13 protein-coding genes, 1 tRNA gene and 1 riboswitch are annotated in these 13,834 nt (G+C 63.8%); of the genes, 1 reads left to right on the top strand and 13 read right to left on the bottom strand.

The genetic code is table 11. The features are described from left to right. Window positions 1-720 precede the first annotated feature (720 nt). Window positions 721-797 (bottom strand) — tRNA-Arg (locus tag CHB90_RS04615). A 188-nt stretch (window positions 798-985) separates the two neighbouring features. Between CHB90_RS04615 and CHB90_RS04610 the strand changes: the two genes are divergently transcribed. Continuing rightward, complete coding sequence (locus CHB90_RS04610; RefSeq protein WP_089276674.1) at window positions 986-2,011, top strand: LacI family DNA-binding transcriptional regulator; 1,026 nt, start codon at window positions 986-988, stop codon at window positions 2,009-2,011. Between the two features lie 83 nt (window positions 2,012-2,094). Here CHB90_RS04610 and CHB90_RS04605 read toward each other — a convergent pair whose 3' ends face one another. The 12 genes from CHB90_RS04605 to miaB form a co-directional block, all read right to left on the bottom strand. Beyond that, window positions 2,095-2,709 carry a (d)CMP kinase gene (locus CHB90_RS04605; RefSeq protein WP_089276673.1) on the bottom strand — a complete coding sequence of 205 codons (615 nt, stop codon included), beginning with the start codon at window positions 2,707-2,709 and terminating at the stop codon, window positions 2,095-2,097. 66 nt (window positions 2,710-2,775) lie between these two features. Continuing rightward, a complete protein-coding gene (locus CHB90_RS04600) occupies window positions 2,776-3,285 on the bottom strand; it encodes a hypothetical protein (protein ID WP_089276672.1) in 510 nt (169 codons plus the stop codon). Continuing rightward, window positions 3,282-4,625 carry a 3-phosphoshikimate 1-carboxyvinyltransferase gene (gene aroA, locus CHB90_RS04595; protein WP_089276671.1) on the bottom strand — a complete coding sequence of 448 codons (1,344 nt, stop codon included), beginning with the start codon at window positions 4,623-4,625 and terminating at the stop codon, window positions 3,282-3,284. Before aroA ends, CHB90_RS04600 begins: the two co-directional genes overlap by 4 nt. A gap of 206 nt (window positions 4,626-4,831) precedes the next feature. After that, complete coding sequence (gene trmB, locus CHB90_RS04590) at window positions 4,832-5,545, bottom strand: tRNA (guanine(46)-N(7))-methyltransferase TrmB (protein ID WP_089276670.1); 714 nt, start codon at window positions 5,543-5,545, stop codon at window positions 4,832-4,834. Window positions 5,546-5,743: 198 nt separating this feature from the next. After that, complete coding sequence (gene metK, locus CHB90_RS04585) at window positions 5,744-6,922, bottom strand: methionine adenosyltransferase (RefSeq protein ID WP_089276669.1); 1,179 nt, start codon at window positions 6,920-6,922, stop codon at window positions 5,744-5,746. Window positions 6,923-6,928: 6 nt separating this feature from the next. Further along, window positions 6,929-6,975: riboswitch (SAM-SAH riboswitch) on the bottom strand. A gap of 41 nt (window positions 6,976-7,016) precedes the next feature. Continuing rightward, window positions 7,017-8,570, bottom strand: coding sequence for an apolipoprotein N-acyltransferase (gene lnt / locus CHB90_RS04580; RefSeq protein WP_089276690.1), 1,554 nt, complete (start codon window positions 8,568-8,570; stop codon window positions 7,017-7,019). Further along, window positions 8,563-9,534, bottom strand: a complete 972-nt coding sequence (locus tag CHB90_RS04575) for a hemolysin family protein (RefSeq protein ID WP_089276668.1) — start codon at window positions 9,532-9,534, stop codon at window positions 8,563-8,565. The genes lnt and CHB90_RS04575 overlap by 8 nt, the downstream gene beginning before the upstream one ends. 12 nt (window positions 9,535-9,546) lie before the next feature. After that, the gene (gene ybeY, locus CHB90_RS04570; protein ID WP_089276667.1) at window positions 9,547-10,068 is read right to left on the bottom strand and encodes an rRNA maturation RNase YbeY; all 522 of its coding nucleotides are present in this window, start codon (window positions 10,066-10,068) and stop codon (window positions 9,547-9,549) included. 72 nt (window positions 10,069-10,140) lie between these two features. Further along, window positions 10,141-11,109, bottom strand: a complete 969-nt coding sequence (locus CHB90_RS04565; protein ID WP_245823162.1) for a PhoH family protein — start codon at window positions 11,107-11,109, stop codon at window positions 10,141-10,143. Window positions 11,110-11,296: 187 nt separating this feature from the next. After that, entirely contained in the window at window positions 11,297-11,605 is a 309-nt protein-coding gene (locus CHB90_RS04560) for a hypothetical protein (RefSeq protein ID WP_089276665.1), read from the bottom strand. 19 nt (window positions 11,606-11,624) lie between these two features. After that, a complete protein-coding gene (locus CHB90_RS04555) occupies window positions 11,625-12,224 on the bottom strand; it encodes an OmpA family protein (RefSeq protein WP_245823161.1) in 600 nt (199 codons plus the stop codon). A 218-nt stretch (window positions 12,225-12,442) separates the two neighbouring features. Further along, window positions 12,443-13,753, bottom strand: a complete 1,311-nt coding sequence (miaB, locus tag CHB90_RS04550; protein ID WP_089276664.1) for a tRNA (N6-isopentenyl adenosine(37)-C2)-methylthiotransferase MiaB — start codon at window positions 13,751-13,753, stop codon at window positions 12,443-12,445. Between the last annotated feature and the right edge of the window lie 81 nt (window positions 13,754-13,834).

The following is a 13,834-nucleotide window of genomic DNA, read 5'->3' as shown; positions in this document are numbered from 1 at the left end:
GCTGCTGTCGGATTTTGTCTAGCAGCTTGATTCTACAAAGCTTTCGCGGGCACGCCAGCTATTTCCCCTGATTTGGATGAATAAGCCGGGGTCAATCGCACAACGGTGACCCTGGCCCCACAGGATCCTTTCGGACAATTGCGAGTTCATTTGGCAAGGTCTTGCCTGGTGACCTCGCCGTCAGCAGACAGAGAGGCGGCGCACCGGCTTGGTCGCAGCGGGCGCTCAACCCGAGGCTGCCCCTGAATCCACCCGTCCAAAGGGCAACGCAAACGCAACAGCGCCTTGCCAGGGAGTTACGGTTGCGCGACCGTATATGGCTGCCCGGGGCCCAGCTTGTGGCCAGTGGACAAGGCAAAGGTGGGTGGCCATCCGGGGTCGCGCTTGAGCGCCTCCATGTCAATATCGAATTGCGAGCTCAATTTGGTGCTGCAAGGGCTGCAAAGACTCCTGCTAGTTTGGCGAGGATGCGGCCCGCACTGACCCAAATGCCGTCGGTCGCTACAAATGCGTCACGGATTTCCAGCGCGGTACTTTTATGTCGGACCCGAGTCCACATCTGGTCCGCGGATGCACGCGTGTACTTCTGCATCCATTACCCCGGGCCATGGAATTCCTTTCAACGACCCAACGGAAAACATATACGGCACCATTGAAATCGCCCGACTAAACAAACGTTCTCATCCCCACACAGTAGACGCAGTACGATAAAAAAGATGATGGCGACCCCGGCAGGATTCGAACCTGCAACCTGCCCCTTAGGAGGGGGCTGCTCTATCCAGTTGAGCCACGGGGCCGTGCAATCGGTGGATACCCGCTCGACGCGCCGCTGTCACCCTTGGATTGGCCCCACGGCCAAGTCCGCGCTGGGACACCACAACGGTCTGTCTTGCAACGCCGGTTCTGGATGGGCCGCCGCCCAGCGCCCCTTGCACGCCGCCTCGATTGCAGTAACGTACCGCCATCCCTCTAAAAGGAAATTCCCTTGGCCGCAGACGATAACCGCCCACTCACCCTTCGCGATGTTTCCGAGGCGTCCGGCGTTTCGGAAATGACTGTGTCCCGCGTTCTGCGCAACCGCAGCGACGTGAGCCAGGCAACCCGCGAAAAGGTGCTCGAGGCGGCCAAGACGCTGGGCTATGTGCCCAACAAGATCGCCGGAGCGCTGGCCAGCCAGCGCGTCAACCTCGTTGCCGTCATCATCCCCAGCTTGCGCAACATGGTCTTCCCCGAGGTGCTCTCAGGTATCAGCGCTGTCCTCGAAGAGACCGATTTGCAACCGGTTGTCGGCGTCACCGACTACATGCCCGAAAAAGAAGAGCGCGTTTTGTACGAAATGCTGTCTTGGCGGCCGTCGGGCGTGATCATTGCCGGTCTGGAACACAGTGAGGCGGCGCATGCCATGCTCAAGGCTGCCGGCATCCCGGTGGTCGAGATCATGGATACAGACGGCAAACCGATCGATTGCGCCGTGGGCATCAGCCACCGCCGCGCGGGGCGCGAAATGGCGCGTGCGATCCTCAAACAGGGCTATCAACGCATCGGTTTCATGGGCACCAAGATGCCGCTGGATCACCGCGCCCGCAAACGGTTCGAAGGATTCACAGAGGCGCTGGCCAAGGACGGGATCGAGATCGTCGATCAGGAGTTCTATTCCGGCGGATCGGCGCTGCGCAAAGGGCGCGAGATGACACGCGCCATGCTGGAACGCGAACCGGAACTGGATTTCCTGTATTATTCCAACGACATGATCGCCGCTGGCGGTTTGATGCACCTATTGGATGCGGGGATCGACATCCCCGGACAGGTGGGTCTCGCCGGGTTCAACGGGGTGGAACTGCTGGACGGGTTGCCCCGCAATCTGGCCACGATGGATGCCTGCCGGACAGAGATCGGCCGCAAAGCGGCGCAGATCATCGCCGCGCGGGTCGAAAACCCCGACACTCCAACAGATCCCGTTATCGAACTGACGCCCAAGATCGACTATGGCGACACGCTGAAACGTCGCTAGGACGCGTATTGCAAACGGGCCCGCCCCAGGACCTCCCGCGCACCAGTCACGCATCGCCGAGACCGATTGGAACAGGCGCCGCGTCACCCGTGGGCGCGCGCGGCGTCCACAATTGCCACCGCCTCGGCGACCGCATCCTCGATCGCCATTTTCGAGGTGTCCAGTGTGGTCGCGTCCTCTGCCGGTTTCAGCGGCGCGTCGGTCCGGTTCATGTCCCGCGCATCGCGCACCAGCACATCTGCCAGCACCTCTTGCAGCGTCACCTCATGCCCGGATGCCACCAGTTCGCGCCAGCGCCGGTCCGCCCGCACTTCGGCGCTGGCGATGACAAACAGCTTGGCCTCGGCCTCGGGGCAGATCACCGTGCCGATGTCGCGCCCGTCCAGCACCGCGCCGCCAGAGCGCCGCGAAAAGGCGCGCTGCACATCTACCAGCGCCGCACGCACGGCGGGCAGCGCCGCCACCTTTGACGCTGCCTGCGCCACCTCCGGTCCGCGCAACTCACGCGCGTCAAGGCTGGTCACGTCCAATGCCTGCGCCGCCTCGACCGGGTCGATCCCGTCCAGCATCTTGCGCCCGACCGCACGGTACAGCAGGCCGGTGTCCAGATGGGCATACCCGTACCGCTCGGCCAATTGGCGTGCGATGGTGCCCTTGCCGCTGGCCGCTGGCCCGTCGATGGCGATGGTAAAGCTCATGTCACTCTCCCTTTGCCCCGATCTACCCCAGACGCCCCACGGCAACAATCACTGAACAAGACCTGTTCAGCCCGCCCCACGCGCCCGCCACACCCCCCAGAGCCAAGCGACAAACCCCGCCAACAGTGCCGTCAGGGCCAGTGTCGTGGCCGCCGATTTCACCATGGTCCAGCGCGCCGCGCGGCGGGCCGTATCCGCGTCGAAACCGTCCAGCAATTGCGCCACGGCGGCGTTTTCGGCCAGATCCGCCGCCATGCCGCCCACAGCCACCAGACCGATTGCCCAAACCACACCCCTTGGAAACAACCGGGCGGCGGACGCGCAGATCCAGATCGCCAGCAGGGGCGGATAGACCGTATCCAGTCGCAATTGCACATCGGAGTACAAAGAACGACCTGGGTCGGACAACACGCTCAGAAACGCCGCGGCCTCCTCAGGCGAATAGCCCCATGGCCGCAGATCAAAAGGCAGCGCCCCACCGGCCGCCGCCGCAATGGTCGGCAAGGTCCACAGAACCATGACGAAATAGACCGCCAGCGTGGCCGCCGTCAGGATCAGATACGCGACCCGGCTCATCCCCTCGTCACTTCGGCCCCAAGCGCGGCCATCAACCCCTCGAAAATCGGAAAACTGGTCGCAATCGGCCCGCCATCATCCACGGTCATCGGCTTGGTCGAAGCCATGCCCATCACCAGGAACGACATGGCGATGCGGTGATCCAGATGGCTTTCAACAGTGACGCCGCCGGAAACCTGTCCATGACCGCGCCCCTCAACCGTCCACCAATCCTCGCCCTCTTCGACATGGACACCAGCGGCGCGCAGGCCCGTGGCCATGGCGTCAATCCGGTCGCTTTCCTTGACCCGCAGCTCCTTGACGCCCGGCATGTGGGTGCGCCCCTCGGCAAAGGCCGCGACCACCGACAGGACGGGATATTCGTCGATCATGCTGGCCGCACGCTCTGCCGGGACCTCGATCCCCTTGAGGTCGGGGGAAAAGCGCGCGCGCAGATCGGCGACCGGTTCTCCTCCCTCTTCGCGCATGTTCTCGAACGTCAGGTCCGCGCCCATCTCCTGCAGGGTAAAGAACAACCCCGCCCGCGTCGGGTTCAACCCGATATTGGGCACCAGCACGTCCGACCCTTCGACAATCAGCGCCGCACAGACCGGAAACGCCGCCGAGGACGGATCACGCGGCACGACAATGGTCTGCGGTGTCAACTCTGGCCGCCCCTGCAGGGTGATGACGCGGCCCTCGTCCGTCACCTCGGTGGAAATCACCGCCCCAAACCCCGCCAGCATCCGTTCCGAATGGTCCCGCGTGGCCTCTCGTTCGATCACCACGGTTTCCCCCGGCGCGTTCAACCCGGCCAGCAACACGGCGGATTTCACCTGCGCCGACGGCACCGGCACCGCGTAGCGCACCGGCAAAGGGTCCGCCGCCCCCACGAGGGTCATGGGCAACCGCCCGCCAGACCGGCCATAGGACCGTGCGCCGAACAGCGCCAACGGATCAGTCACCCGCGCCATCGGCCGCTTGTTCAGGCTGGCATCGCCGGTAAAGGTCGCCGTGATCGGCGAGGTCGCCATCGCCCCCATGATCAACCGCACCCCGGTGCCTGAATTGCCGCAGTCGATCACATTGCCCGGCTCGCCAAAGCCGCCAACACCCACGCCGTGGACATGCCAGGTCTCGCCGATTTTCTCGATCTCGGCGCCAAAGGCCTGCATCGCCCGCCCGGTGTCCAGCACGTCCTGCCCCTCCAGCAAGCCGGTCACTTTCGTCTCACCCACCGCCATCGCGCCAAGGATCAGCGACCGGTGCGAGATCGACTTGTCGCCCGGCACATGCGCCTCCCCCTTCAGCGGGCCAGAAGCGCGGGCAGTCATCGGGATCGGGGTGCCGTGGGCAGACATAAGCGCTCTCCTCGCAAAATCTTCGCCGCCTGATACCAAGCGCCCGGGCAGAGGTCCATCACACTCCTGCACGCGGCGTCCCCGGCTTCTTCTGGCCAAAAATATTCCGGGGGAGTCGACCAACGGGAGACGGGGGCAGCGCCCCCTTCACAACAACAGACGGGTCATGCCGCAAGCATGCCTCTGGAATGACGCCCCCTGCCCGCTTACGTCCGCCGAAACGTCAGGTAATGCGGGACGCGGCCTTCGCGCAGCGCCTTTTGCTCGTAGCGGGTGGAATGCCAGTCAGCCCAAGGCTCGCGCCAGTCTGACGGACCGTCGGCCAGCCACTCGAACCCCGCCTTTGGCACCTCGATCAGCGTCTGGCGCACATAATCGGGGATATCCGTCGCCACGCGAAACTCCGCCCCCGGTTTCAGCACCCGGTGCAGCGGCTCCAGATGTTCCGCCGTCACAAACCGGCGGCGGTGGTGTTTCTTCTTGGGCCAGGGATCTGGGTACAGCAGGAACGCCTTGGACACCGACTGATCCGGCAGCACGTCAAACAGGTTGCGCACATCGCCCGGATAGACCCGCAGGTTCTGCACCCCCGCATCCCGGATCTTGCCCAGCAGCATGGCAACGACGTTGATAAAGGGTTCCGCCCCGATCAGCCCGACACCGGGGTTCTGCACCGCCTGATGGACCAGATGCTCGCCACCACCAAACCCGATCTCCAACCAGACAGGTGCTTCTCCGAACACCGCGCGCAGGTCCAGCGGCAGCCGGTCGGGATTGACGTCCCAATCCACCGCGCCGGGCGACAGCTTGTCGAGATCCTCTTGCAGGTACTCTTCCTGCTTGGGCCGCAGGGTCTTGCCCCGGATGCGGCCGTAGAAATTCCGCCAGGGGGCGTCGGGATGCTTGTTCGATGTGGTCATGGCGGCTAGCGCTTAACGCCCGCCGCGCCGTCCTGCAAGATGTCCGCCGTCGGATTGTGGCGTGACGCCGGCTCTGCGTCGCGCCACAATCCGACGGCGCGCCCATTACCCCGAACGAGCGCGTGGACAACGCCCAAAAGAAAAGGCGCCCCTTGGCAGGAGCGCCTTCCAACACTGTCTCGCGGTGAGACCCCGGTCTCAGACCGCTTTCTTCAGCGCCTGGACAAGGTTTGTCCGCTCCCAGGAGAACCCGCCATCCGCCTCGGGCGCGCGGCCAAAGTGCCCATAGGCCGCCGTGCGCTGGTAGATCGGCTTGTTCAGTTCCAGATGGGTGCGGATGCCGCGCGGCGTCAGGTCGATGATCTTGGGAATCGCCAGTTCGATGTCGCGCGCCTTGACCTTGCCGGTCTGGTGAGTGTCGACATAGATCGACAGCGGCTTGGCCACGCCGATGGCGTAGGACAGCTGCACGGTGCAGCGATCGGCCATGCCTGCCGCAACCACGTTCTTGGCCAGGTAGCGCGCCACATAGGCGGCCGAGCGGTCAACCTTGGTCGGATCCTTGCCAGAGAATGCGCCGCCGCCATGCGGGGCCGCGCCGCCATAGGTATCGACGATGATCTTGCGGCCGGTCAGGCCCGCGTCGCCATCCGGTCCGCCAATGACGAACTTGCCGGTCGGGTTGACCCACCATTCGGTCGCCTTGGTGATCCAGCCGTCAGGCAGGGTCTCGCGGATGTAGGGCTCGACCAGGGCACGCACATCGGCGCTGGTCATGTTTTCGTCCAGATGCTGCGTCGACAGCACGATCGAGGTCACGCCAACCGGCTTGCCGTCTTCGTAATGCACCGACAGTTGCGATTTGGCGTCCGGGCCCAGCGCGGGTTCGGTGCCGTTCTTGCGGACCTCGGCCAGACGGCGCAGGATCGCGTGGCTGTACTGGATCGGCGCAGGCATCAGCGCGTCGGTTTCATTGGTGGCGTAGCCGAACATGATCCCCTGATCGCCAGCGCCCTCATCGCCCTGCTGGCCGGTGACGCCCTGCGCAATATGTGCGGACTGCTCGTGCAGCAGGTTGGTGATTTCGCAGGTGGCGTGGTGAAACTTGTCCTGCTCGTAGCCGATGTCCTTGATGCAGGCCCGCGCAATGTCGGGGATGCTGGCCATGAAACCGGGCATCTTTTCCTGATCGGTCAGGCCGACTTCCCCGCCGATGACCACGCGGTTGGTGGTGGCAAAGGTCTCGCAGGCAACGCGCGCCAAAGGATCTTCGGTCAGGAACGCGTCAAGAATGGCGTCGGAAATCCGGTCACAAACCTTGTCCGGGTGGCCTTCCGAGACGGACTCGGAGGTGAAGATATAGTTATTTCGTGACATGAAGGATGCTCCAATGATGACGCCGTCACGTCAGGAAGCCGTTGTGACGGGATGTTTGTTATCCGAATGCGCCTACGCTTGGCGGTTGGCGGCGTCAATCGGATTCCCTGCGACCATTGCGCCGCCCGCGCGCCCAGAGCAGCGCACCGGCGAAAAGCAGCACAGCACCGGCAGGCAGGTCGCCCGTTCGGCTATACAGGGTCTGCCGCATTGGCGGCGGCAGCGGCGCGTCCAGATAGCCCGCGACACCCAACGGCAGCGCGTCCAGCACCCGCCCCGCCCCGTCGATCACCGCCGACACGCCGGTGTTGGCGCTGCGCAACATGGGCAGCCCCTGTTCGATGGCGCGGATGCGTGCCTGCGCCAAATGCTGATAGGGGCCGGCCCGCGTCCCGAACCACGCATCATTGGTGATCTGGATCAGCATGTCGGGCCGCAAAAGCGCGCCATTGAGGTCCTGCGGAAAGACCGCTTCGTAGCAGATCAGCGGCAGCGCTGATCCCAACGCGCCAAGGTCGACAACCTGCGGCCCCGGCCCGGCGCTATAGCCCCCCTCGGCGCGGGCGGCGAGCCCGGCGATGTTCCACCGCGCAAAGACCGCCGCAGCGGGCATGTATTCGCCAAAAGGGACAAGATGATGCTTGTCATACAACGCGTTGACCCCGCCCTCCGGCGCGACCACCAACATCGAATTGTAGTATCCGGCCTGATCGGCGCGCTGCACGCCCAGTACCACCTGCGCATCACCCGCCGCCTGCGTGATCTCGTCCAGAACCGGCCCCGCCCGATGCAACAGGTTCGGCACGCTGGTCTCTGGCCAGACGACGAGGTCCGGGGACGGCGTGCCCGGCTCCGGCGCCATGGCGGTGTAGCGCAACTTGCGCTCCATGAAGACCGGGATCATGTCCGGGTCCCATTTTTCGTGCTGTGCCGCGTTGGGCTGCACCAGCCGCACCATCGGACGCCCGTCCAGATCCTGCGCCCCCGGTGTCAGCATCATGCCGCCGCCGAACAGGAAGGCGACCAGCGCCACACCGAATCCGGCCGTCCGCAGACGCCGCGCCGCGCCGGGCCATAACGCAACAGCCAACAAGGCCGCCGCCGCCAATGTCGCCACGGTCAGACCGTGCGGCCCGATCACCGATACCCATTGGATCACCGGCACCGGCAGCCAGAAATACGGGACCAAGGCCCACGGAAACCCGGTGAACACATAGGCCCGCGCCAGTTCCACCGCGCTCCATGCCAGCACAAGCGTCAGCGCCGGATACCGCGCCCGCCCCGCGAACCAAAAGGCCAAGCCCCAGAACAGCGCCAGCCCCCCGGCCAACCCGATCAGCGCAAAAGGCGCCATCCAGCCGGTTGTGGCGGCATCCACCAGAAACGGCTCGACGATCCAGCTCATGGAAAAGCCGAAATAGCCCAGACCCACAGCCCAGCCCGTGCCCGCCGACGGCGTGCCGCGCGCGGATACCAGAAACAGCCAGATCGCCGCGACATAGCCGGGAAAGGCAAGATACCACAGGTCGTAAGGGGGCTGCCCAAGACCGATGATCACCCCCACAGCGACCGCCAGCGGCAGACGCGCCCAGCCCGGCAACAGGCCCCGGGTCGCGGACAGGCGATCAGCCGCCCGGCTGTCAGGCATGGCCAGCATCGACCTTGGACGGGGCAGGCGATTGCGTTGGGGCCGGGGCCGCTGCCGGAGCAGTCGCGCTTTCGGCGCGCGCCGCACCCGCGGGGCGCACCCGCAACCGCTTGATCCGGCGCGGATCGGCGTCCACCACCTCAAAATCGAGGCCCACGGGATGCGGCACCACTTCGCCACGCGCAGGCACCCGACCGGCCAGCATGAACACCAGCCCGCCCAGCGTATCGATTTCTTCCTCGTCGATGGTGTCGTGTTCGGTCAGCATCAGACCCAGCTCGGTTTCGAAGTCGGTCAGGGGCGTCTTGGCCTGCACCAGGTAGCAACCGCTCTTTTCGCGGGTCCAGTACTGATCCTCTTCGGTGTCGTGCTCATCCTCGATCTCACCGATGACCTGCTCGATCAGATCCTCGATCGTCACCAGCCCGTCAACGCCGCCGTATTCATCAATCACCAGCGCCATATGCCGCCGCTCTGTCTGCATCTTGGTCAGCAACACCCCGATCGGCATCGACGGCGGCACAAACAGCAGCGGCCGCAGCAGGCGTTTCAGGTTGAACCGCCCGCCAGTGCCGTTGAACCCGTGCTGCAAGGCGAAATCCTTGAGGTGGGCCATGCCGACCGGCGTGTCCAGCGTGCCGTCGTAGACCGGCAGACGGGTCAGCCCGCTGTCGCGGAACACCGACACGAGGTCATCCTTGGAGATTGTGTTGGGGACGGCGATGATCTCGGCCTTGGGAATGGCCACGTCCTCGACCCGCATCCGGCGAAGGTTGATCATACCATGAACGGGTCTGGCCGCTGACGGCGTCGCTGGTGGCGTCGCATTTCTGCCCTGCGCCCGCGCTCCGCCCATCCGTCCGATAATGCCTTGCCAGAACCCTGGCCTTGGCCCTTGTCCGTTCATCTGTCCCGATCCAAGCGCGCGTTGCGCTGCCTTAGACGAGTCTTCGCTATCGCCCATCAATCCGTTCCATCATGCCCCCTCGGGGGCGCCATCCTCACTATATGGGTCCGGCAAACCCAGGTTGCCAAGTATTTCAACCTCAATCCGTTCCATCAGCGTGGCGTCTAGGTCACGCATATGGTCATAGCCCAGTACATGTAACACCCCATGAACAATCAGATGTGTGACATGTTGCTCCATCGGGATGCCCCGATCGGCGGCTTCTTGCGCACAGGTCTCATAGGCCAGGGCAATGTCGCCCAGATGATGCGGATCATCGTCCTCGGGCTCGGGCGGGAAAGGCGTGCCGCCATCGGCCTCGGGGGCCAGATCCTCTGACGGCCAGCTCAGCACGTTTGTGGCCTGCGGCTTGTCCCGGAAATCCCCGTTCAGGACCGCAATGCGGGTGTCAGAGCAGCCCAGCACGGCAATCTCATAGTCCTCCGGCACCAGCCCCAGATGCAACAGCGCCGCCACGGCCCCGGTCTCGGCCAGTTGGTCCAGACCCGGGCCCTGCCAGCGGTCATCCTCGAAAATCGTGTCGGTCAACATCTGTGATTGCGCCGGGGACAGTGCCCCCGGCCCTCTTGGCGCATTGGATAACGCAGACCCGGCCACATCGGCCTAGCCCGGCGTATCCGCCTCATAGGCCTCGATGATTGCCGCGACAAGCGGATGGCGCACCACATCCTTGGCGGTGAAATAGTTGAACGAGATGCCGGGCACATGCCCCAACAGCCGCTCCGCGTCCGCCAGTCCGGACGGCACCCCGCGTGGCAGGTCGATCTGCGTGCGGTCGCCGGTGATCACCATGCGGCTGCCCTCGCCCAGACGGGTCAGGAACATCTTCATCTGCATGGTGGTGGCGTTCTGCGCCTCATCCAGCACGACAAAGGCGTTGGACAGGGTGCGCCCGCGCATAAAGGCCAGCGGCGCAATCTCGACCGTTTTTTCTTCGCGCATCTTCGCCAGCTGCTTGCCCGGCAGAAAATCGTTCAGCGCATCCATCAGCGGCTGCATGTAGGGATCGACCTTTTCCTCCTGCGTGCCGGGCAGAAAGCCCAGACGTTCGCCCGCCTCGACAGCAGGACGGCACAGGATGATCTTGTCCACTTCGCCGGTGATCAGCATGTGAACCCCCACCGCCACCGCAAGATAGGTCTTGCCGGTGCCCGCCGGGCCGATGCCAAAGGCCATTTCATTGACAAAAAGCGACTGCACATAGGCCTTTTGCGCGTCGGTGCGCGGCTCGATCAGCTTTTTGCGAGTCTTGATCTCAACCGGGCCGCCGGTGAACATTTCCAGCTGCTCGTCCGGTTCGTCATCTTCCATACGCAACGCGCGGTCGATGTCACCGCGCGCAACCTCTCGGCCCTGTTCAAGCCGCTCATACAGCCCGCGCAGCACGTCGGCCACCGCCGGCACAGCGTCTTCGGGACCATGCACCGCCAATTGGTTGCCACGGCGCAGGATCTGCACCCCGGTGCGGGCCTCTATGTCTGTCAGGTTGCGGTCGAACTCTCCACAGAGGTCGATCAGCAATCGGTTGTCGGGAAATTCTAGGATGGCTTCGGTCAAGGTGCCCGCTGTCAAACCCGTCTCCTGTGCAGGGCGATCCGATTCCGGACGCGTGTTTCTGCTAGATATGGTGCATTGGCAGGACGCGAGGCGCAAGTCTCTGCGGCGCATGAACGCCAAATGTCATACAGACGCCACAAAAATAGACCGCGCAGCAGATGCCGCGCGGTCCCTTGTCCAGTAGATGCCTGTCACCAGAGTGTCAGAGCGGGTCGCCGATGATCGAGGTCGAGCCACCCTTGAAATCGCCTGTGGCGATGGTCGGCGGGGCGATGCCCGAACAGACCGGCTTGCCGTATTTGTCGAGGCGGGCCGACAGGTAGCCCTCGACGCCATCGTCGATGATCCAGTGGTCACAGCCATTTGGATCGACCCAGATGCCGGCCTTCATGCCGGTCAGGTCGTCACGGTCGATCGACTGGCGATCACGGCTCTTGTCGGGGCCGACCGGGTCGCAGGCGGCAAGGCCGACAGCAGCGACAACCAGAAGGAGCGGTTTAACGAAGTTCATTGTCCTGATCCCTTCTGGATTACCGGAAGCAGAGGATTTCGACACGGCGGTTCTTGGCCATGCCCGTTGCAGTCTTGTTCGTCGCGACCGGCATACGTTCGCCATAGCCGCGCACGTCGGTGATGTTGGCCCCGACGGACCGGGCCACTTTGGCCACGGCCAGCGCACGGTTGTAGCTCAACTTGATGTTGTAATCATCCGTCGCGCGGCTGTCGGTATGGCCAGCGATCACATAGCCAATGGCGCTGGACGAGGTGAAGAACTCCGCGATCCGCGCCTGACCGTGTTTCGAGATACGGTAGCTGTCGGTGGCAAAGAACTGATCGGTGTTCATGACGCCGCAAGTGTTGCCGCGCCGGCAAACCGGGATACCCTTACGGTCGGTGTGCGGGCTCATGTAGCCCTCAACCCCGTCGTCCATCACCCAGTGTTCACAGCCATCCGGGTCGACCCAGATGCCCGGAATATACTGCTCACCCTTGATGGTGCGGGTGTTTTGCGTTGAGATGAACGGTGTCTTCTGGTCAGCGTCCCCGGCGACTGCCGGCGCAACGGCCGACAGACCAGCGAGGGCCGCAAGCGCCATCGCGCCGATGGCCTTGGAAATGCGATAAGCCACAGCCTGGTCCCTTGATTTTAAGTTTCCCCAAATGCGGGCACCACATGGCAGCGGGCGCACGCATATTTACTATAATCAACACATTAGCAAAACTCCCCCGGCTGTGAAGAGAAAAGCTATGTGTACTGTCCCAAAATCGGAAACAGTTCCCGAAAACGCTTTGTTTTACTGTGGATAATCCGAACCCTTTTTTTGAAACAAGGGGTTCTTGGGGGGTCTTAGAGCGGCGCAACAACCCCCTTCAGAGAGTTGGGGCCACTGGAATCGATTCGGATTCGCGCGATGTCACCCGGGGCAAAGGCGTCGGATTCGACGTGAACCGCGTGCAGGTATTCCGATTTGCCGACCATCTGGCCGGGCATCCGGCCGGGCTTTTCGAACAACACATGCACGTCCCGGCCCACCATCGCGTCCTGCAAGCGGCGCTGCTGGGTCGTCAGCAACGCCTGCAACCGTTGCAGCCGGTCGTCCTTTTCGTCCTCGGGCACTTGCGGGCGCTCTGCCGCCGGGGTGCCGGGGCGTTCGGAATACTTGAACGAAAACGCGCTGCCGTATTCCACCGCCGCAATCAGATCCATCGTGGCCTGAAAATCCTCTTCGGTCTCTTCCGGGAATCCCACAATGAAATCGCCCGACAGGTGCAGATCGGGCCGCGCCGCGCGCAGCCGCTCGATCAACCGCAGGTAGTCGTCCGCCGTATGGCTCCGGTTCATCCGTTTCAGAATCTTGTCCGACCCCGCCTGCACCGGCAGATGCAGATAGGGCATCAGCTTGTCACAGTCGCCATGCGCCGCGATCAGCGCCTCATCCATGTCGTTGGGGTGCGAGGTGGTGAACCGGATGCGCGCCAGACCGTCGATCTTGTCCAGCGCACGGATCAGGCCCGCCAACCCGCCGTCATGCCCGTGGTAGGCGTTCACGTTCTGCCCCAACAGCGTGATCTCGCGCACGCCGCGCTCGACCAGGTCGCGCGCCTCCGCCAGCACCCGGTCCGCCGGGCGCGACACCTCTGCCCCGCGCGTATAGGGCACCACGCAAAAGGCGCAGAACTTGTCACAGCCCTCTTGCACGGTCAGAAACGCCGTCGGCCCGCGCTTGGCCTTGGGCCGCGCGGTCAGGTGGTCAAACTTGTCTTCTTCGGGGAACTCGGTGTCCAGCGCCTTGGCGCCGTTGTGGGTGCGCGCCAGCAGATCCGGCAGCCGGTGATAGCTTTGCGGGCCGACCACCAGATCGACCATCGGCTGACGGCGCATGATCTCTGCGCCCTCGGCCTGCGCCACACATCCCGCCACGCCGATCTTCAGATCCGGCTTGTCCGCCTTCAGCCCCTTGTAGCGGCCCAGTTCCGAGTAAACCTTTTCCGCCGCCTTTTCCCGGATGTGACAGGTGTTCAGCAGGATCATGTCCGCATCTTCGGGGCGCGCGGTTGTCTCATAGCCCTCGCCGCCCATGGCCTCGGCCATGCGCTCGCTGTCATAGACGTTCATCTGGCAGCCGTAGGTCTTGATATACAGTTTCTTCGGGGCCATGGCGCGCGCTCCTGTCTCGGATTTAAGGGCTGGCGATACCGCAGAATCCCCCCGGCTTGCAATGCACGAGATTTTCACCGA

Source organism: Antarctobacter heliothermus, from assembly GCF_900188425.1.
GTDB lineage: Bacteria > Pseudomonadota > Alphaproteobacteria > Rhodobacterales > Rhodobacteraceae > Antarctobacter > Antarctobacter heliothermus.
The sequence above is the reverse complement of the archived record's forward strand: the minus strand, read 5'-3'. Positions and strand labels throughout refer to the sequence as shown.